The organism is Sphingomonas sp. UYAg733 (genome assembly GCF_054057355.1).
In genome coordinates, this window is record NZ_JBSRZE010000015.1 from 69,448 (window position 1) to 88,287 (window position 18,840).

Annotated in this window: 17 protein-coding genes and 1 pseudogene; 7 read left to right on the forward strand and 11 right to left on the reverse strand. The window is 62.6% G+C overall.

Annotated features, from left to right (window positions below; translation table 11 throughout):
• Window positions 1-28: 28 nt before the first annotated feature.
• From tssH to ACVWZA_RS18260, 10 genes are all read right to left on the reverse strand, one after another.
• Entirely contained in the window at window positions 29-2,632 is a 2,604-nt protein-coding gene (gene tssH / locus ACVWZA_RS18215; protein WP_457312774.1) for a type VI secretion system ATPase TssH, read from the reverse strand.
• Window positions 2,629-3,666 carry a type VI secretion system baseplate subunit TssG gene (gene tssG, locus ACVWZA_RS18220; RefSeq protein ID WP_457312775.1) on the reverse strand — a complete coding sequence of 346 codons (1,038 nt, stop codon included), beginning with the start codon at window positions 3,664-3,666 and terminating at the stop codon, window positions 2,629-2,631. The genes tssH and tssG overlap by 4 nt, the downstream gene beginning before the upstream one ends.
• Window positions 3,630-5,507, reverse strand: coding sequence for a type VI secretion system baseplate subunit TssF (gene tssF, locus ACVWZA_RS18225; RefSeq protein ID WP_457312776.1), 1,878 nt, complete (start codon window positions 5,505-5,507; stop codon window positions 3,630-3,632). Before tssF ends, tssG begins: the two co-directional genes overlap by 37 nt.
• An 18-nt stretch (window positions 5,508-5,525) precedes the next feature.
• Window positions 5,526-6,059 (reverse strand): type VI secretion system baseplate subunit TssE, encoded by a 534-nt coding sequence (tssE, locus tag ACVWZA_RS18230; RefSeq protein WP_457312777.1) that lies wholly within the window; start codon window positions 6,057-6,059, stop codon window positions 5,526-5,528.
• A 3-nt stretch (window positions 6,060-6,062) separates the two neighbouring features.
• Window positions 6,063-6,848 carry a type VI secretion system accessory protein TagJ gene (locus ACVWZA_RS18235; RefSeq protein ID WP_457312778.1) on the reverse strand — a complete coding sequence of 262 codons (786 nt, stop codon included), beginning with the start codon at window positions 6,846-6,848 and terminating at the stop codon, window positions 6,063-6,065.
• 26 nt (window positions 6,849-6,874) lie between these two features.
• Window positions 6,875-7,369 (reverse strand): Hcp family type VI secretion system effector, encoded by a 495-nt coding sequence (locus ACVWZA_RS18240; RefSeq protein WP_457312779.1) that lies wholly within the window; start codon window positions 7,367-7,369, stop codon window positions 6,875-6,877.
• Between the two features lie 54 nt (window positions 7,370-7,423).
• Window positions 7,424-8,911, reverse strand: a complete 1,488-nt coding sequence (tssC, locus tag ACVWZA_RS18245; protein WP_457312780.1) for a type VI secretion system contractile sheath large subunit — start codon at window positions 8,909-8,911, stop codon at window positions 7,424-7,426.
• Between the two features lie 36 nt (window positions 8,912-8,947).
• Window positions 8,948-9,481 carry a type VI secretion system contractile sheath small subunit gene (gene tssB, locus ACVWZA_RS18250; protein ID WP_457312781.1) on the reverse strand — a complete coding sequence of 178 codons (534 nt, stop codon included), beginning with the start codon at window positions 9,479-9,481 and terminating at the stop codon, window positions 8,948-8,950.
• 89 nt (window positions 9,482-9,570) lie between these two features.
• Window positions 9,571-10,572, reverse strand: coding sequence for a type VI secretion system protein TssA (gene tssA / locus ACVWZA_RS18255; RefSeq protein WP_457312782.1), 1,002 nt, complete (start codon window positions 10,570-10,572; stop codon window positions 9,571-9,573).
• 37 nt (window positions 10,573-10,609) lie between these two features.
• Window positions 10,610-11,356 (reverse strand): OmpA family protein, encoded by a 747-nt coding sequence (locus ACVWZA_RS18260; RefSeq protein WP_457312783.1) that lies wholly within the window; start codon window positions 11,354-11,356, stop codon window positions 10,610-10,612.
• A 223-nt stretch (window positions 11,357-11,579) separates the two neighbouring features.
• On the opposite strand from ACVWZA_RS18260, the gene ACVWZA_RS18265 reads away from it, so the two are divergent.
• The 7 genes from ACVWZA_RS18265 to ACVWZA_RS18295 are packed head-to-tail and all read left to right on the forward strand — an operon-like array spanning window position 11,580 to window position 18,233.
• Window positions 11,580-13,538, forward strand: a complete 1,959-nt coding sequence (locus tag ACVWZA_RS18265; RefSeq protein WP_457312784.1) for a type VI secretion system Vgr family protein — start codon at window positions 11,580-11,582, stop codon at window positions 13,536-13,538.
• The gene (locus tag ACVWZA_RS18270) at window positions 13,535-14,107 is read left to right on the forward strand and encodes a DUF6931 family protein (RefSeq protein WP_457312785.1); all 573 of its coding nucleotides are present in this window, start codon (window positions 13,535-13,537) and stop codon (window positions 14,105-14,107) included. The genes ACVWZA_RS18265 and ACVWZA_RS18270 overlap by 4 nt, the downstream gene beginning before the upstream one ends.
• 8 nt (window positions 14,108-14,115) lie before the next feature.
• Window positions 14,116-15,603, forward strand: a complete 1,488-nt coding sequence (gene tagH, locus ACVWZA_RS18275; protein WP_457312786.1) for a type VI secretion system-associated FHA domain protein TagH — start codon at window positions 14,116-14,118, stop codon at window positions 15,601-15,603.
• 25 nt (window positions 15,604-15,628) lie between these two features.
• On the forward strand, window positions 15,629-16,078 hold the full coding sequence (locus ACVWZA_RS18280) for a DcrB-related protein (protein WP_457312787.1): 450 nt from the start codon (window positions 15,629-15,631) through the stop codon (window positions 16,076-16,078).
• A 27-nt stretch (window positions 16,079-16,105) separates the two neighbouring features.
• On the forward strand, window positions 16,106-17,359 hold the full coding sequence (locus ACVWZA_RS18285; RefSeq protein ID WP_457312788.1) for an HNH endonuclease: 1,254 nt from the start codon (window positions 16,106-16,108) through the stop codon (window positions 17,357-17,359).
• A complete protein-coding gene (locus tag ACVWZA_RS18290) occupies window positions 17,359-17,832 on the forward strand; it encodes an SMI1/KNR4 family protein (RefSeq protein ID WP_457312789.1) in 474 nt (157 codons plus the stop codon). The genes ACVWZA_RS18285 and ACVWZA_RS18290 overlap by 1 nt, the downstream gene beginning before the upstream one ends.
• Complete coding sequence (locus ACVWZA_RS18295) at window positions 17,829-18,233, forward strand: hypothetical protein (protein ID WP_457312790.1); 405 nt, start codon at window positions 17,829-17,831, stop codon at window positions 18,231-18,233. The genes ACVWZA_RS18290 and ACVWZA_RS18295 overlap by 4 nt, the downstream gene beginning before the upstream one ends.
• A 125-nt stretch (window positions 18,234-18,358) precedes the next feature.
• Here the strand turns inward: ACVWZA_RS18295 and ACVWZA_RS18300 are convergent.
• Window positions 18,359-18,685 (reverse strand): annotated as a pseudogene (locus tag ACVWZA_RS18300) (integrase core domain-containing protein); the annotation flags it as partial.
• Window positions 18,686-18,840: the final 155 nt, after the last annotated feature.

Below are 18,840 nucleotides of genomic sequence, written 5' to 3' on the forward strand. Positions count from 1 at the left end.
CCGGCCCGATCGGGGCCGGTCATCCTGTTCAGGTGAAGTTGTAGGCCAGACCGTGTTCTTCGGCGCGAACGGCGACGGCAGTCACTTCCTCGCCCCGCACCTGCCGCTCGAGCAGCGCCACCGACATGTCTGGCAGCATCGTGTTGGTCAGGATCGCATCGATCATGCGCCCGCCCGATGCCACTTCGGTGCAGCGCGTGACGATATGGCCGATCACACCCTCGTCATAGGCCAGCGCGATGCGGTGATTGTCGCGCACGCGCCGTACGATGCGATCGAGCTGCAACCGGACAATTCCGCCGAGCATCGCGGGGCTGAGTGGATGATAGGGCAGGACCAGCAAGCGCCCGAGCAAGGCGGGCGGGAATACCTTCAGCAGTTCGGGGCGCAGCGCGGTGGCCAGGCCTTCCGCGTCAGGTGCCATTTCCTCGTCCTCGGTCAGCGCCATCACCAAATCGGTGCCGACGTTGGAGGTCAGCAGGATAACCGTATTGCGGAAATCGATGTGCCGCCCCTCGCTGTCGTTCATGAACCCCTTGTCGAACACCTGGAAGAACATCTCGTGCACGTCGGGATGCGCCTTCTCGATCTCGTCGAGCAGCACCACCGAATAGGGTCGGCGCCGCACGGCTTCGGTCAGTACTCCGCCCTGCCCGTAGCCGACATAGCCCGCCGGCGCGCCCTTCAGCGTGGAGACGGTGTGCGCCTCCTGAAATTCGCTCATGTTGATGACGATCATCGAATCGTCGCCGGAGAATAACAGTTCGGACAACGCGTGCGCGGTTTCCGTCTTGCCCACACCCGACGGGCCGCACAGCATGAACACGCCGACCGGCTTTGACGGATTGTCGAGCTTGGCACGGCTGGTCTGGATACGCTTGGCGATCGCATCCATCGCACGATCCTGGCCGATCACCCGCGCCTTCAGTTTGTCAGCGATCGTCAGCACGGCGCGGATTTCGTCCTTCACCATGCGACCGACCGGAATACCCGTCCAGTCGCCGACCACCGCAGCGATGGCGTCTTCGTCGACCACGCCGAAGACCATCGGAGTATCGGCCTGCACCTCGCGCATCGTGGTCAACGCGAGCTCCAGCCCGTCCTGCCCGGCATTCTCAGCTCCGTCCCCGTTCAGCGCATCGCGTGCCGCGCGAACGGCGTCCAGCGCCTCGGTCTCCGCAGCCCATTTCGCCTCGATCGTCTCGACCTCGGCGCGCGCGGCAGCGATCTCCTCCTCGATCCTGGGCAGCCGATCATCGGCGCGGTATCGCCCGGCCGCTTCGCGCTCCACGACCTCACGCTCGACCTCGAGCAGTTCGAGCCGGCGGCGGCGATCCTCGACCGGCGCCGGCGTGGCATGCTGCGATACCGCGACGCGCGCGCAGGCCGTATCGAGCAGGCTGACCGCCTTGTCAGGCAATTGCCGCGCGGGCACATAGCGCTGCGACAGCGTCACCGCCGCCACTGCCGCTGCATCGAGCACGACGACCTTGTGATGCGCCTCCATCATCGGCACCACCGACCGCAGCATGGCGATCGCCGCACCCGTCTCCGGCTCGCCGACATCGACTGTCTGGAAGCGGCGAGTAAGTGCCGGATCCTTTTCGAAATACTGGCGATATTCGGCATAGGTGGTGGCCGCAATGGTGCGCAGCCGCCCGCGCGCCAGCGCCGGTTTTAGCAGATTGGCGGCATCGCCCGTTCCGGCCTGCCCGCCCGCGCCCACCAGAGTATGCGCCTCGTCGATAAACAGGATCACCGGCTTGTCGGCATTCTCCACCTCGTCGATCACCGCGCGCAGCCGTTTCTCGAACTCGCCCTTCATGCTGGCGCCGGCCTGCATCAGCGCTATGTCGAGCGCACGCAGTGTCACATTGCGCAACGCAGGAGGCACATCGCCATCGACGATGCGCCGCGCGAAACCCTCGACCACCGCAGTCTTGCCCACGCCGGCCTCGCCGACCAGGATCGGATTGTTCTGCCGCCGGCGTAGCAGCACGTCGATCACCTGTCGGATCTCCGCATCGCGCCCGACGATCGCATCGATCTCGCCAACGCGCGCGCGCGCGGTCAGGTCGATCGAATAGGCCGCCAGCGCGCCCGCCGACGCCACCGGCGCAGCCGGGCCGCCGGACTGCGTCGCGGCCTGCGTCGTTTCCGCCGAACCGTCGACCAGCACATCGAATTCCTCGGCAAGCCGATCAGCCGCGACCTTGCGCCATTCGCCGCTGATCGCGAACAGCGCGTTGCGCAACGTCGGCGTGCGCAACATGCCATACAACAGGTGCCCGCCACGGATCCGCCCCGCCTCGAATTGCAGGGACGCGTAAAGCCAGCCTCTTTCGATCGCTTCCTCGATCTGCGGCGCGAAATCGGAAATCGCCGTCGCACCGCGCGGCAGCGCATCGAGCGCGGCGACGATATCGCCGGCCAATCGCGCATCGTCGATCCCGGACGCCTGGCGGATCATCGCCCAGTCGCCGCGCGGATCCTGGATCAGCACATGAACCCAATGGACCAGCTCGACATACGGATTGCCGCGCATCTTGCACAGGCTGGTCGCGGTTTCGATCGCCTTGCGCGGGCCGTCGTCGAGACAGTCGAACAAGGCGGTGCGGCTGATCTCGGTCATGTCTGGTCCCCCGATGAGCTTGTATGTCGCTTGCCGCGCTTGGTGAGATGCACATCGGCCGTGATCCGGTCGCTTGGCTTGGGCACCAGCCAGCCGGTCCAGCCGAGCCGGGCGCGACCATCGAGCTTGGCCGGCCGCGCATGCCGCTCCGCCATCTCGATCGTGATGTCCCATTCGAGATGGCTCGGCGCGAACGAATCTAGCGCTTCGGAGGCGATCTTGAAGCGCTCGCCGCCTGGCAACAGAGCTTCGAAAGCATGCATCGATTCGGCACGCACTACGACACGAAAAGCATCCGAAGCGACGCGGACACGCTTGCCCGCCATCATATCCGTGCCCAAGCCGCAAAAGCTGCGGCCGAGCCGGGTCTGGTCGTCAGGCGCGATATCCCGCCAGCGCGGCTGATATTCCTGGACCTTGGCCGATTGCCCGAGGAGATGGCTGAGCGCATCCTCTATCCCGCCAGCGCTGCGCCGCGAGGCATATAAAGCGGCATAATGCAGCCGCGCCACCGCCGGGAAGGCGGCATGCTTGCCCACCCCCTCATTTGCCCCGGTAAGCCGTCCGACATACCCGGCGAAACGGTCGTCTGCCGGCCGATCGGCCTGTGCGGTGGGCTGAGAATCGGCCCAGGCGCGGTAAAACAGCTGCAACATGCGATTGGCCAGCAGATCGAGCCACCGCCCGAACGGCCGGGTCTTGGCATAACGCCGCTCGAAATCAGCGAATTCGGTGAGGTGCGACGGTAGCGGCCCCATCGGCCCGGTAAGGCCGAGCCAGAAGCCGGACACGCGTGCCCTGCCGGCCTGCACTTTGACCGAATCCAGCGTGGAATCGGGGAAGGCAAGGGTCGGCACCTGCGCGAGATCGGCGATGCTCTGGGCCGGGCGCCGGGCGAGGCCGACGCGCGGCAGATGCGGCGCACGCGCCTCTGCACCGCGTACGATCGGGAACAGGCCGAACCGTCGCGCGTCATCCGCCGCTTCCAGCAGGAAGCTCAGATGGTGTGCTGGCGGCCTATCCTCGGCGGCCATTGGACGAATTCTCCTTCGGATGGGCTCTCGAACTGCGTCTCGGTAAACGAATTGATGCTGGCGAATTCGGCCAGGAAGCGTTCCAGCACGGCGCCGAACAGGAACATTCGTCCCCGCTCGAACGCCGCATCGTCCAGCTTGACACGGACGCGGTGCCCGCGTGCGATCGCCATCCGGTCCAGCCCCGGCACGCGCCTGGCGACCTTGGTGGAACTGATCGCCAGCACGCCATCGATCTGGCGCCGAAGCGCGGCATCATCCTGCCAGCCGTACAAAGCGAGATGATCGCGCAGGACCTGCGGGTCGCTGCCATCCTCGGGCGCGAGCGTGGCGTAATTCGGCGTAAGATGGCCGATCACGCGCCACGCGGCATCGCCGAGGCCGAGCGGCGGACGCGGCCTGGTCGGCGCACGCAGCACGGTCACCGCGCGCGCCGGAACACCTGAGACGGAGAAGTGAGCATCGCCCCTGAAGGTAAGCAATTCGGGCAGTTCGCGGTTGGTGACCAGCGCGCGCACGCCAAGTTCGTGGACATCGTCGAGCCGCGCGGCATCGCCCGGCGCGGTCAGGCTGACCCACGTTTCCGTGCCGACATATTCCTGGCGCCGGCGCAGACGCTGCTCGCGCGTCGACAGGCGGCGCGCGCGAAGCTGCGTGGTGTAGAACAACGCCTCCTGCCAATCGTATAGCAATGCGCCGAACGCATAGAGCGGTGCCACCGCGCGCGCCTCGACCGAGCCGCGCGCATAGGCCTTCACATCGAGGATGCGATATACCTCGAAATCCAGCGGTCGCGTGCGATCGGGGATGACATGGTGTTCATGCTCGAAGCGCGACACCTGCACGCGGCCAAGCTGTTTTTCGAACAGGTTGATAGCCGGCGTGGCGAACAGCCGGAAATTGGCCGGCTCGAGCGCATTGTGCAGCGCCGGCGCGGAACGACCGAACAGCAACACCACATCGCAGGCGCGCGGCGACTGTTTAAAGGCACGCGCCAAATCCTTCAGATCGACGAACAGGAAGCGTTCGGGACATGCGAAATATTCGGCCAGCAGGCGATAGCCGCGAAACGAGCGTTGCTCTGTCGGCAGCAACGCCTGATTGTCTTCGAACCCCACCTGCCCCGGCTGCGGCAAGCGCATCCAGCCTTCCGGACCGACGGCGGCATCGGCGGAGCGCGCGATCACCGCCAGCGTCTCTCCGGCGATCTGGCGATACATCTCGCCCGGCACCGCTTCCGATCCCGCCAGATAGATCGGCAACGATTGCGGCAGCACCGCAGCCAGATCGACGCCTGCCGTCGCCTCGAACCGCAGCCGCAGACCGGCCTCGGCGCGGACGTTGGCGGCCGTCGCGAACGACGCGACCGCGGCACGGCTCGACAGGTATTCGACTTGCGTGATCTTCAGCGGCCACAGCGTCACGTCATGCCCGGTACGGAACTGCACCGGTGTGCCGCCCTGCTCCGTCGCGGTCGCGGTCAGCTCGGCCCCCTTAGGCACCTTGTGACCCTTTATCAGGATTGGATCGCCGTCCTTCGGTTCAAACCCGGCGATACAGATCGACGGCATCGGCGCCAGGTAATGCGGCTGGATCGCGTGCAACAGATGCTGGGTGAATTCGGGATATTGGTCGGCGAGCTTCAACTGCACGCGTGCGCCGAGGAACGCAACGCCCTCCAGCAGCCGTTCGACATAGGGATCAGGGTCGGTCGGCGTCTTCAGCCCGAGCCGTCCGGCGACCGTTTCATGTTCCTCGCCGAACGCGCGCGCTTCCTCACGCAGATACGCAAGCTCGTCATTATAATAGCGCAACAGGCGCGGATCCATGCCCGTGCTCATGCCGGCAACGTTTCCCGATCACTCACGGACATTTACCGCAGTCGTTTCGGCTTCGACTTCGGTGCGGAACTTGACCGGCATGGTCTGCGCGGCCGAACTGATATCCCCCTGGATCGTGAAGGTCAGTGTATGCGGCTGGTTTTCGTCCTCGACCGGATCGACCGTCAAGCTGTCGCCGCGCATGCGAGGCTCGAACAGCCGGATCGCCTTGCGGATCTCCCGCGCCCGCGCCAGCACGGCACGGCGATTGAGCGTGCGCCCGGCAAGATCGCTCAGTCCGTAATTAAGCACCGATCCCTGCACCTGCGGATAGGGTTCGAGATCGACCAGCGATTCGAGATTGGTGGTGTTGAGCAGCCAGGCCAGATCGCGACGGATCGTGCCGCGCAACGACGCTTCGTTGAAACGCTCCAGCTTGGGCACAGAATAATGGCGGAACTTTTCCTGCGCGACGTCGGGCGTATCGGAAGTCATGTCGCGCAGCCCGGAAATCTCCAGGTCGGCGACCAATTTGTCGAACAGGGTCGGGGTCAGCCGCTGGGTGACTGCCATAGTCTAAGCGAATTTCAGCAGGCGCAGCGATAGCAACCCTCGCTCCTCACCCGTGGACAAGGTCCATAGATGCTGGCCCGAACCGATGCTACCGCCGGGGCCATCGCTCCAACCGGTCGCGCGGGTCAGGCGTTCAGCCGGATCGGCACTCGTCTCACTGTCGGGATAACGCGCCGGCAGCAAGGCGGCGACCGACTGGCCACTGCGCAAGGCGATCTGCACGGGATACCAGACCAAGTCGCGCAGATCCATTGGGCCTTCGCTCTTGATATGATCGATCGCGTCGAAACCGAGCAAGCCATAGCGGCCGGCGATGATCGCCTCGACGCACGGGCCGAACCGACCGTCGCCATCGGCGAGCCAATCGAACGGCGCGTCGTCCAGACTGCCGGGTACATCAGGCGCGGCATCGAAGGCGGCATCGCGCGCAGCATCGCCTTCTGCAGTGCGACCGTTGGAAAAATGGTGGATGGCCTCGACGATGCCTTGCAGCCAGTCGGAGGCAACATGTTGGGTGGCGGTGACACGACCGGCGAACACGTCGCCCCGTACGCGTTCCGCATCGATCGCCTGGCCATAGACTACCGATAACATCTGCGATTCCGGCGACAATTGCGCCAGCGTATTCATCTGGATCCTGGCCTTGTCCCACTCGCCAGCCAGCGACAACAACTGGAACAGAAACATCCGGGCGGCGGCATCGCCCGGCTTGGCCCGAACCACCTCGACGAGCGCTTTGCGCGCACCGTCGAGGTTGCCCGATTTAAGAAAGTCGTCCGCGTCGCGCATCGTTGCCCTTTCGCGGACGAGCCTGATCAGCCTGCTTCGTTCTGACGGATATCGTAATATGCCGTCACGACGCCGCCGTCCTTGCCGCCAGTCGCATTCTGCGCCTGATAGTCGAAAGTAACCTTGGCACAGTTGAACGTCACCGATTCCATAATTGAATCGCCACCGGACGACCCCGAATTATGGATGTCGGAAATCATAATGTCTTCGAGCTTGATCTTGTAATAGGTCAGCGGGCTCGCCCCGTCGCCAGCCTTCTGCGAATAGATCACCGCCTCCTTGATATGCTTACCCGAGGCGCAGGCCTTGAACAGCAGGGGGGAAGCCTTGTCGACTTCCTTCTGGATGCGGATATCGGAAATCTCTGCTTTGCCGGCACCGCCGCCAGCGCCGCCGGTATGAAACGACCCGTGCTGCACCGCACCGAAATCGAACGAGATGATATCGATCTCGTCCTGATGATTCTTTTTGCGCGACTCTCCGTTAACACCATCAATTTTCAAGAATAGATCAACAGCCATGACTATCTCCTCTTTTTCACAGACGCTTGAATATTACATCCGTGTTACATAAAATCACCCGTTTGATTTGGGTAGTCTAGAAACCATGCTGAGGGCAATGTCCATGCCTTCCAGCTGATAGTGCGGAACAAACATAAACTTACCAAGATAGAAACCAGGATTTGATTCATCTGCCACGACCTCGATCGCGGCATTCTTCAGCGGCAACCGCGCTTTAGTTTCTTCACTCGACGTCGATGGCGAGCCATCGACATATTGCAGTACCCAGTTGTTCAGGTCCCGCTGAAGTTGCTCGGCCTCACGCGTGCCGCCGACCCAGTCACGCACCATGCACTTCAAATAATGCGCGAACCGGCAACTGGCGAAAAGGTACGGCAAGCGTGCCGAAAGGTTGGCATTCGCTGTAGCATCCGCCCGGTCGTACGTCTTGGGTCGGTGCAACGTCTGAGCGCCGATAAACGTCGCCTGATCGGTATTTTTGCGATGGAGCAGCGCCATCAAGCCCGCGCTAGACAGTTCAGCCTCGCGCCGATCCGAAATGGCGATTTCGGTCGGGCATTTCAGATCGATGCCGCCATCGTCGGTCGGGAACATCGCGGTCGGCAGATCCTCGACTGTACCGCCGGACTCCACGCCGCGGATGCGCGTGCACCAGCCATAGGTGTTGAACGCCTCGGTGATCCGCGTGCCCATAGCATAGGCCGCATTGACCCAAAGATGATTGTCGTGCTCCCCGTCTGTCTCTTCCTCGAAATCGAAGCCCTCGACCGGCTCGGTCTTCGCCCCGTACAGCGGACGACCCAGGAACCGGGGCATGGCCAACGCCATATACCGGCTGTCTTCCGATGCGCGGAACGAACGCCAAGCGAGATAATCGGTCGCATCAAACAACTTGCTGATGTCTCGCGGATTGGACAGTTCGGTCCAGCTTTCCATGCCGAGCAACGCCGGCGCGGCAGCCGCGATGAACGGTGCATGGCTTGCCGCACCGATACGGGCGAGCCCTTTCATCACTTCGAGATCCGGCCCCGAATGATCGAAGGTATAGTCGCAGACGAACGATCCATAGGGCTGCCCACCAAGCTGGCCGAATTCCGATTCGTATATTTTCTTGAACAGCGGGCTCTGGTCCCATGCCGCATCGCGGAACTGGCGGAACATCCGCCGGCACTCCTCTTTCGACATGTTCATGACGCGGATCTTGAGATCCTTGCCGGTCGAGGTATTCATCACGAGATAGTGCAGACCGCGCCAGCCGGATTCCAGCTTCTGAAAATCCTCGTGGTGGATGATCTTGTTGACCTGTTCGGTTAGCTTGCGATCAATCGCCGCCCGCATCGCGTCCACCGTGGCGAACACGTCGCCGCCGATCATCGCTGCATTGGACAAGGCTTGTTCGGCCAGCGTCTGAACCGCCTGTTCGATGCGCGACTTGCGCGCGTCGTCGGCGGGCTTGAATTCCTTTTGCAGCAGGGCCGAGAAATCGTCCAGGACGACTTCCTGCGCCTGCGATCCTACCTGGGAGAGCGCGTCTTGCGCCATATCGTCAATCCAATCCGGAGCTGAAAGTTGAGGCGCTTACGAGGCTGGCGATTCGGAGTCGTCGTACTGCGGCTTGGCATCGGACTTCGCCGCCGAGAGCGCGTTGAGCAAAGCGGGATCCTTCAGAACCTTGTCGAGCAATTCCTGCGCGCCGTTCTTGCCGTCCATATAGGATAGCAGATCCTCGAGCTGCGTGCGCGCCTCGAGCAGCTTGGCCAACGGCTCGACGTTGCGGGCGATCGCGCCAGGCGTGAAATCCTCCATCGTGTTGAAGGTCAGGTCGATCGCCAGCTTGCCGTCACCGTTCAAGGTGTTGTCGACGTTGAACGCGGCGCGCGGCGCGATCGCTTCCATGCGCTGGTCGAAATTGTCCATGTCGAAATCGACGAAGTCGCGCGCTTCCGGCGCCTTGCGCTCGACATGGCTCTTGCCGGACAAATCGGACATCACACCCATCACGAACGGTAGTTCGATCTTCTGGCGCGCTCCATAGGTTTCGACCTCGTACGCGATATGCACACGCGGTGCCCTGTTTTCGCGGATGAACCGCTGCCCGCTCTTGATCGCCATTTATCGTCCCCTTCGATTTTAAGGATCGCCCCAACCATTCAATTCCCGGAAACCCATTTAGCTCCGTGGCCGACACGATTTTTCTTGGATCACATCACCGAATTAGCATTCTCTTCGGCCCGAGCGAGCAATACCGCCCCAACATCACTAACACTATTCGGTGCGATATCCTTCAGGATCGCCATGAAATCCATCGCGATCCAGGCACGGACCCGCCGCAAAGCGATCGGGACGGGGCTGGATGGTTCGCGGCGCTGATAATATTCACTGATCGAATCCAGCGCGCGCATCACATCCTCGCGGCTGTCGATTCGCATCGCCATACGCGGTTCGCCGGCATCGGTCGGCGCGTAGCCGTCCAACGCGACATAAGCCGGGGTATCATCCGCCTCCGTGCCCATATAGGGTAGGATTGCACGACGGATCGCGGAAAGCGCATCGAAGGTCGGCGCAAAATTGGTGCCGAGATCGCCCGCCTCGACGGCATGTCCGCCCATCACTGTGTCGGCACGACGCAGCGCACCGTCGATCGCCTCCAGCCGCGACACCACGCCTTGCAGCGTTTCAAGCGACGTATCGGCCATCGCCGCACGAAACATCCCGAAGCCATCGGCGCTTTCGCCATCGCGGGCAAATCGCGCGAAATCGTCTCCAGAATAGCTGCCAAGACGCGGATGCTCGATCAACAACGTTTGCTGCAACGGGCGCAGGAATTCGGCGATCCGCGTCAGCGATTCGCACGCGCCTTTGCGGCCCTGCAGCCCGTAATCCTCCAAGGTGGGATGGACGCTGTCCCAATATTGCTCGAACAGCCCGGCCAGCATCGCGCACCCCGTCTCGACCGTTTCGAGCGACCCCAGCTGCGTACCTGCGCGCGCCATATAGACCGCCAGCCACACGTCCTTGGTCCGTAAGCTTTGCGTCTCGATCAGCTTGATCGTGTCGCGCCAATCGACGTTTTCATTAAGCGTCGACGAATAGCCCTGAGTTTCAAACGCCTGCTCGATAGCTTGGCGTTCGGCATCGTACGACAGATCGGGGCCCGAGGGCGCATCCTCGGATACGGGCACCAGCAGATCGTCAAGGGTCATGCCCGACGCGCTCCATCCGTTCGTGCGACAGTCACGATCAGGGCAGCAACGCCGCTTCTACGCGGCGATTTTGCGGATCGCTGTGGGTATGACCGACAAGCGGCACATCGGGGCCGACGCCGCGCGTCACCAAGCGCGACCGATCGACACCCCGCGATACCAAGAAATCGGCCACCGCCTGCGCCCGCCGTGCCGACAGTGCCATATTAAGCGGGCGACCACCGCGCAGATCGGTATGGCCCTCGATCACGAAGCGCTTGCGTACGAGTTCGGGACGCAGCAGCGATTGCGCGAAGACGCCAGCCGAGGCAGCACCCTCGGCGCTGATCGTCGCCGAATTGAGATCGAACCCGATCATCAGATCGCCGCGCCGCACCGCGCCCGTCGCATTACCGCCATACTGGCGAGCCTGCGCCGCGCTATAGGCCGGCATGGCCGGAGTGCGCGCCGTCACGCCGGCGGTACGCGCTGTATTGCGGCGCCCAACACCTTCGCGATAGTCGCGCCGACCGTTATACGGCTGCGTTACCACGGCATTGGCGCGCCGCGCCTCCATAGTCGCATCCGCCCTGTCGCCGGCAGGACGCGCCAAACGGAATCCCTTGGTTTTCGGGGCGTCGCGCGTTACCGGAGCGTCGCCCGATTGCGGCCCGCATTTGCCGGCAAAGGTGCATAGATAGCCTTCGACGCTGGGTCGCTGCTGAGGCGTCGGTTGCGCGGCAAATGCCGGTATCGCCAGCACGGCCGAACCGGCCAGTATCAGGCGTAACGAAAGCAACCCCATGCCTTAATCCTCCGACAGACAGCAAAACGATCTGTCCCTTGAGCCTAAGCTCAATGTGCCCAAGTCGCAAGTTCGCATCGTTAAGTTGCGGATAACGATAATCTTTCGATTGATGGGGATTGTTGTGCCGGTTGGCGGTTGTGCGCTCAGTACCCGGGCTGTATTGACGGCACGCGATGCGGCGTCCGCGACGGTCACCCCCCGCACAGTAAGGAGCTCGATGGTGTCAGGCGCGACATCCCGTTTGACCAAGATGTCGATCGACGTCGGCGAACAGGTCGTATTGGAGCGGATCGAGGCAACTGAGACGCTCAGCCGTCCGTTCGTGGTGACGGCGGCGATAATCTCGCCGCTGGAGATCGATCTGCAACCGCATCTCGGCAAGCCGACCGCGCTCGCCGTGCTCGAGGATGAGCAGGTGCTGCGTCATTTCCATGGGCTGATCGTGTCAGCGGAATATGCCAAGGAAAGCAGTAGTGGCCACCATTACACGCTGACGCTGCAGCCATGGACCTATTTCCTATCGCATAACCGTGACATGGCGATCTTTCAGGATCTGACCGCGGTGCAAATCATCAAGCAGGTATTCGAAACCGCCGGAGTCTCGGACGTCGATTACTCGCGCCTCACCAAGCCGCGCGTGACGCGTGGTTACACCGTCCAGTATCGCGAGAGCGACTTCACCTTCACCTCCCGTCTGATGGAGGAAGAAGGCATTTATTATTATTTTAAGCACGATGCCGATCGTCATGTGATGGTTTTGTGCGAAGGACCGCAAGGCCATGTGCCGGGCGTACCCGCGTCGCTTGAATATAATCCCAATTCCGTCTCGGTATTCGCCGCAGAATCGACTTCGCGCTTCACCAAGACGGCATCGCATTTGCAGTCGTTCACGGAACGCGTATCGACCAGCGCGGAAAGCAAGGTTACCTATCGCGACTTCGATTTCGAATCCCCGGACAAGCCGCTAAACGCCATGCATGCGGCCCAAGGCAGCCATCCGCGAGACGATCGCGAAGTCTTCCTGTATCCAGGCCGCTACACGCGCGAAAAGACCGGGCGCGAGGATCAGGAAAAGACCGGGCAGGATCGCAGCCGCACTATTCTGGATGCCCTCCGCGCAAATCGCCGGGTATTTTCGGGTACATCGCAGGCCAGTGGCCTGTCGTGCGGATCGACGGTGGCGGTCACTGGTCACCCGGCCGACCGCATGAACGCGTCCTATCTCATTAGCGCGACGTTCCACAGCATCGCCGCCGAAACATATCGGTCGGGCGATCAGGACGACGAAGTGGTCTATAACGTCCGCTTCGATGCGATCCCGGCCGACACCGTGTTCCAGGCGCCGCAGATCACGCCGCGACCGACCGTCCAGGGGCTGGAATCTGCGATCGTCACGGGGCCAGCGGGCGAGACGATCTACACCGACGAATATGGCCGCGTGAAAGTGCGCTTCCACTGGGATCGCGGCGCGACGCCGGGCGAGAAGTCGACTTGCTGGATTCGCGTGTCGCAGACCGGCGGGCTGGGCAATTTGATCCTGCCGCGCGTCGGACACGAAGTGTTGGTCGATTTCCTGCATGGCGATCCCGACCGGCCACTCGTCGTCGGGCGGGTGTTCAACAAGTCGCACATGCCGATCTACGACCTGCCCGCCAACAAGACTCGCGCGCTGTGGCGTACGCAGCGCTATGGCGATTCCGGGCAATATCCGCAGACCCGCGGGCTCGACACCGGTGCGCCGGGGGCGAACGAAATCCGGTTCGAAGACAAGGGCGGGGTCGAAGAGATGTTCGTTCATGCCGAGCGCGACATGAACGTGCGCGTGCGCTTCGACCAGACGCACCATGTCGGTCACAACCAGGGCAAGATCGTCGGCTATGATCGCACGATCGACGTCGGCCATGACGAACGGGGCAAGATCGGCAATATCCGCTTTATTGAGGTCGTCGTCGACGACACGCTGAAGGTGGGCAAGCATCTGGTCATCGACGCCGGCGAGAGCATCCTGCTCAAGGTCGGCCAATCCCACGTCTTCATCACGCAGGATGCGATCAGCATCAGCGCCGGCAACGTTTATGTGCGCAGCAAGCTCGACATGCTGGTCAGTGGCATGAACACCGTGGTCAAGGCCGGGGCGGAATTGCTGCTCAAGGGCGTGAAGACAATGATCAATCCATGACCGCCTGGTCTGCCGTCAAGCTCACCCAGGCGCGTCAGGTGGCCGTATTGATGGACGTGGAGGAGGATGATCTTCCCGATGCCACGCTTGATGTGCAGGCCGGCTATGCCGCGTTGAAGGGCAGTGGAGACGCGGCCGACGCGCTCGATTACATTGGTCATGCGCTGCCCCGGCTGGAAGCCGTCACCTGGGCGGCACGATTCCTCGATGCAGAATCGCGCCTTCGCGAAATCCCGGTGCGCGATCGGCTGGCGCTGGATCATGCGCTGCGCTGGCTGGACGATTCCAGCGACGCCAACCGGCGCGCAACGCATGCCGCAGCGCTATCGGCCAGCGTGCGCAGTGCGGAACATTGCCTGGCGCTCGCGGTCTATTATTCCGGCGGATCGATTACGGACACGGGCATGGCGCCGTTGCTGCCCCCGCCCGAGGCGTGCCTGCGATATGCAGTGGCGGCGGTGAAGCGGGCGGCGTTTCGCAGCGACGCGCCGGAACGTGTATTGCATCGAGCGTTCGCAACAGCCGAGCATATCGCTGAAGGCGGGTTGGCCGCTCCTCCCGCTTTATGACGCTGACCTTGTCGATTCGGAACGTCGCCGGGCTTGATAACGGCATGCCGGTAGAATTCGTACTGCATCGCCGAGGCGCCGTGATTGGTCGATCGTCGACCTGCGACTGGAGCCTGCCCGACCCGCGCAACCACATTTCCTCCCGACACTGCGAAGTGTCGTTCGACGGGCAGCATTATATCCTCACCGATCTCAGTACCAATGGCACTTTCGTCAACGGTGCCGGCGAGCGAATGGGGGCGCCACGCCGGATCGACGATTGCGATGTCCTGCAGATCGGCCAATACGAGATTCGTGCCGGATTGAGCGGCCGCGCCGGCCTGCGCGAAGACGATGCCCCGCCCGCCGCACAGCCCTGGCGCGGCTGGGACGATGGTGTCACCCCGGCCGATACCCCTCCATCGTCGACATCAGCCGCATCGTCTGGCTGGGCCTCGGCCGCGCCGCCCGCCAGCAATGGTCGTGGCGGCTGGCAACCGCAACAGGGTCCGTCGCTCGCGCGAACCGATCAGCCGCGCGCATCCACGCCGTCGCCGATCGCGGGCGGATGGGCCGCACCGGTGGCGCCGCCCGAGACCCCGGTTTTGTCCGCCTGGTCGGCACCGATCGCTGCGCCAGAGCCCGCATCGGGCTGGTCCAGTGCCGCATCCGATCGTCCGTCGGCGCCAGCGCCCGACGATGTGTGGGGCCGCATCGCCGAGGGCAATGTCGTGGATTGGGCTCGCGGTGGCTTCGGTCAGCCGGTCGATACGCTACGCGATCCGCTCGGCCTTGCCCCGGCAGCGCCGCGCGCCGCACTGCCAGCGGAAACACCGCAGATCGCGCGGTTCGGCTCCAGCGACGATGGCTGGGGCACACCCGCGCAACCGCCGGCTGCTCCTGCTGCCCCCATGCCCGCATCGGCCGGCACGCCCGCATCGGGCGGGATAGAACCTTTCATTGCCGGCACCGGCCTCGATCTGGCGCAGGTCGGCGATCGCTCGCCCGCGTTGCTTGGGCGCGGCGGTCGGCTGTTGTACCGACTGGTCGCCGGACTGGTCGTGATGGTCGAGGCGCGCGCGCGCGCCAAGGCGCAGCTTGGCGCGGAAACCACCGCATTCACGCCCGAAGGCAACAACCCTATCAAATTCGCCCGCACGCCGGAAGAGGCGCTGGCGATGCTGCTCAACCCGCCACAGCGCGGCTTTATGGATGCCGAGCGCGCGATCGAGGATGCCTTTGTCGACTTGCAGTCCCATCAGATGGCCACGCTCCGTGCCATGCAGGGCGCGCTGAAAGCCACGCTGGATCGCTTTGCGCCGACCGCCATTCGCGGTCGCGCCGAATCCGGCGGCCTGCTCGAACGCATCCTGCCCGCCGCGCGCGACGCGGCCTTGTGGCAGGCCTATGAAAAAGAATTTGGCGGCGTGGCTCAAGGGTCGGATGAAGCGTTTATGGATGTCTTCGCCAAGGAGTTCCGCCGCGCCTATAACGATCAGGCGAGGCGCAATCCCTGACCTGAAAAGCGAACTGGATCGAATCATGGCAACATCGCCCGACATTTCCGTCATCGGACGCCGCCCAGAAGGCTGGGCCGACAAGACGATGATCATCTATTCGGCACCATTGCAGGCGGGCGAGACGGTCGCCGCGAACATGCTGATCGCGCGCGATGCGTTGGGCCGCGACGAGACGTTCCGCGAATATTGCAACCGACAGATCGACGGCTTCGGCACCACGCTGCCGCACTTCCATCGCGAGACCGAAGGGCCCGGCCGGGTCCATGACCTCGATGCGTTCCAAATCCTGTTCACCTGGGCATCCGCCGCCGGCACGTTGCGCCAGCGCGTCTTCTTCATCTCAGCAGGGTCAGCTGTCGTCGTTACCTTCACGGCGACCGCCGCGATCGACGATTATGCCGCACACGAGATGATCTTCGACCAGGGGCTCGCCGATCTCGTCATCTCGCCGCTGCGCGATCAGCAGCATTGATGCGCACTTGACAACGGAAGCGACCCTATGACGCTATTGCCAGCGGCACGCGTCGGCGATGATATCGCGCACAGCAATGCCGGCACCGGCATGCTACTGGGTATACTGGCGGGCGCGGCCGTGGGCGCAGTCCTGGTTGCCGCGACCGTGGCGACCGGCGGGCTAGCATTGGTCGCGGCGGCCGGTGCGGCAGCCGGCATGGTGTCGGCCGGTGGTCTCAGTGGCATGTACATCGGGGAAGCGTCGATGGGCTCCCCTTGCGGCAAGTTCGTCACGGGTTCGCCCAGCGTCTTCATCAACGGCCGGCCCGCGACATTCACCGCCGGATCGATGGCCAGTTGCAGCAAGGATGGCGGCAGCCCAATCCCGCTCGCCACCGGATCGTCCAGCGTGATTATCAATTTCGGCATGGCCGGCCGGCAAACCGAGAAAATCGGCTGCAGCGCGCAATCCGTTGCGCACGTTTCGCCCAACGTGTTGATCGGCGGTGAAAGCGCACAGGATCCGCGGGTTTCGATTCAGCCCGAAGTGCCGGCCTGGGCAGTTACCACCCTCAAAGTGCTCGGCATCGCCGGCGCGATTGCCGCCCTGCCGTTCGCGATCGCCACGGTCGGCGTGGCAGCGACGATCGGCGGCGTGGCGCTAGGCTATGTCGGTGCGATGGGCGGTGCAGCTGGCGGACGTGCGCTGGGTGAAGCGCTCGGCCTGTCGGAATCGGGCGTCCGCTCGCTGGAAGTCGCCGGTGGATTCTTGGGCGGAATGGTAGGCGGCGCAGCCGGCACCAAAGGCACCCAGGCGTTCAACCGAAACTATCAGGTCAAGGTAGATCCCAACGCGTTGGGCATGAACGGCGGCAATGTGCGGATCACCCGCCGGCCGAGCCCTACTTGGCAAAAGCCGGCCTCCACGGGCGCATGGCGAAACGCGCCCAATGCCGACAAGTGGCGCGCCAATGGTGGCACGGTTACCCCTCGCGTCGGCGGCGGCGCCACCTATCGCAATGCGAACGGTACCAAGGTCAATTACGACAGCCGGGGATATCCCGACTTCAAACCGCACGCAGTCGATGCGACCGAATTGCCCAATGGTTTCCAGGGCCGCCAATCCGACTTCCGCGCCGCCAATACCCAAACCGGGCGCACGCAATATGGCGATAAATCGCCTCCGAACCAGACTTGGCATCACCATGAGAATGGCACGACGATGCAACTCGTGCCACGCAATATCCATAAGGAATTCACTCATGCCGGCGGTATAGCGGGCACCCACGGAGGACCATGATGGACTATCTCAGCCTGCTTGCGACCCGCGCCGATCCCATTCCGCCGGGCGATGTGACAAAGCTGGAAGCGTTGATGGGCGGGAAGCTGACGGAAAGTTACGCGGAATATCTCGGTCAGAGTAACGGTGGCTCGTTCCGGGCTGACATTGTCGATCTGCCGTTCATGAACGACGCAACCGTGCTGAATTATATGTATTCCACCGTAAATCCCGACTATAACATATTTGAAGAATATAAGATGTTGCGGGGCATGGATCGTATCCCGGAACAGGCGCTGCCAATCGCCGATGATCCGGGGGGCAATGTGTTTCTCATCAGTTTCGAATCGAAAACCTATGGCAATGTATTCTTCTGGGACCATGAGCGGGAACCCGGCGATGGCGGGTCGCGCATCGCCGACTTTCCCAATATGACCCTGTTGGCGAATGATTTCGCAGTGTTCATCTCCGGGCTGACATCAGGTATGTCATGAGCGCATCGACGATCGAACTGTTGCAGATGATGCGAAGCGGGATGGCGGCGTCGCGCGTCGATTCCGCCTTTGCGGGCATAACGCTCCCCCCCATGCAATTCGACACGGCGGTACCCGACGACCCTATTCCCTTCCGCCATTTTGCTGGCTTGGGGATCACCGTCGTCTTTAGTCGAGACCATCAAACGCTAGAAACCATTGAATTTGATCGCGAATTTAGGGGAGAAATTCGTGGGATAAGGATGGGCATGACCGGCACCGAGGTCGAAGCGTTGCTAGGTCCATGCGACCGGACATGGCCGATGCCTCACCCGAACTACATCCTCATATACGACCGTCCTGAATTCTTCCGCATTGATCTTTCACGTGAAGATGAATCGGTGATCTCGATGTATCGGTAATTTTCTAATCTATTGGCTCCAGGTAGAAACAGATGTAGCTTTCGGGTCAAGTGTCCGTCGTCAGAACATTTGGCGCAGATCGCGGCGTAAATTAGCAGAGTGTCGGCCTCGTCTGGGGTTTGATGTTACGCGGCGAGCTTGCGGTGCTGCAAGCGCCGATGTTCGATGGTCTGTCGTTTGATCCTTTCGCGTTTGCGGATGATGGTTTCGGCCCTGCCGAAGTAGGCGTCGGCGGGCGTCACGTTGCTCAGGCTCTCGTGGTAGCGCCGGTGGTTGTAGTGCTCGACGAAGGCCTCGATCTGGATTTCGAGGTCACCGGGCAGGAAGTAGTTTTCCAGCAGGATGCGGTTCTTCAGGGTCTGGTGCCAGCGCTCGATCTTGCCCTGGGTTTGTGGATGGAACGGGGCGCCGCGCACATGGCTCATGCGCTGGGCCTCGATATAATCCGCTAGTGGATTGATCGGAACGAAGGAGTCCGTTTCAGGATTCCCATGGCGGCTGCGGCATGCGATGTTGCGACATGCGCACTGGTATCACGATTGAGGTTACATCCTCGGATAGAGTTCGACTTGCGGCGATCGTCGCGGCGCGAGGTTCGCCGCAAAAG

Excerpts from the sequence above, each read along its gene's own strand:
- tssF (WP_457312776.1), bottom strand. The coding sequence starts at position 5,507 with ATGAGCACGGGCATGGATCCGCGCCTGTTGCGCTATTATAATGACGAG.
- ACVWZA_RS18260 (WP_457312783.1), bottom strand. The coding sequence starts at position 11,356 with ATGGGGTTGCTTTCGTTACGCCTGATACTGGCCGGTTCGGCCGTGCTG.
- ACVWZA_RS18280 (WP_457312787.1), top strand. The coding sequence starts at position 15,629 with ATGGCAACATCGCCCGACATTTCCGTCATCGGACGCCGCCCAGAAGGC.
- ACVWZA_RS18290 (WP_457312789.1), top strand. The coding sequence starts at position 17,359 with ATGGACTATCTCAGCCTGCTTGCGACCCGCGCCGATCCCATTCCGCCG.
- tssH (WP_457312774.1), bottom strand. The coding sequence starts at position 2,632 with ATGACCGAGATCAGCCGCACCGCCTTGTTCGACTGTCTCGACGACGGC.
- ACVWZA_RS18240 (WP_457312779.1), bottom strand. The coding sequence starts at position 7,369 with ATGGCTGTTGATCTATTCTTGAAAATTGATGGTGTTAACGGAGAGTCG.
- tssA (WP_457312782.1), bottom strand. The coding sequence starts at position 10,572 with ATGACCCTTGACGATCTGCTGGTGCCCGTATCCGAGGATGCGCCCTCG.
- ACVWZA_RS18235 (WP_457312778.1), bottom strand. The coding sequence starts at position 6,848 with ATGCGCGACGCGGACGACTTTCTTAAATCGGGCAACCTCGACGGTGCG.
- tssG (WP_457312775.1), bottom strand. The coding sequence starts at position 3,666 with ATGGCCGCCGAGGATAGGCCGCCAGCACACCATCTGAGCTTCCTGCTG.
- ACVWZA_RS18295 (WP_457312790.1), top strand. The coding sequence starts at position 17,829 with ATGAGCGCATCGACGATCGAACTGTTGCAGATGATGCGAAGCGGGATG.
- ACVWZA_RS18270 (WP_457312785.1), top strand. The coding sequence starts at position 13,535 with ATGACCGCCTGGTCTGCCGTCAAGCTCACCCAGGCGCGTCAGGTGGCC.
- tssE (WP_457312777.1), bottom strand. The coding sequence starts at position 6,059 with ATGGCAGTCACCCAGCGGCTGACCCCGACCCTGTTCGACAAATTGGTC.
- tssB (WP_457312781.1), bottom strand. The coding sequence starts at position 9,481 with ATGGCGATCAAGAGCGGGCAGCGGTTCATCCGCGAAAACAGGGCACCG.
- tssC (WP_457312780.1), bottom strand. The coding sequence starts at position 8,911 with ATGGCGCAAGACGCGCTCTCCCAGGTAGGATCGCAGGCGCAGGAAGTC.
- ACVWZA_RS18285 (WP_457312788.1), top strand. The coding sequence starts at position 16,106 with ATGACGCTATTGCCAGCGGCACGCGTCGGCGATGATATCGCGCACAGC.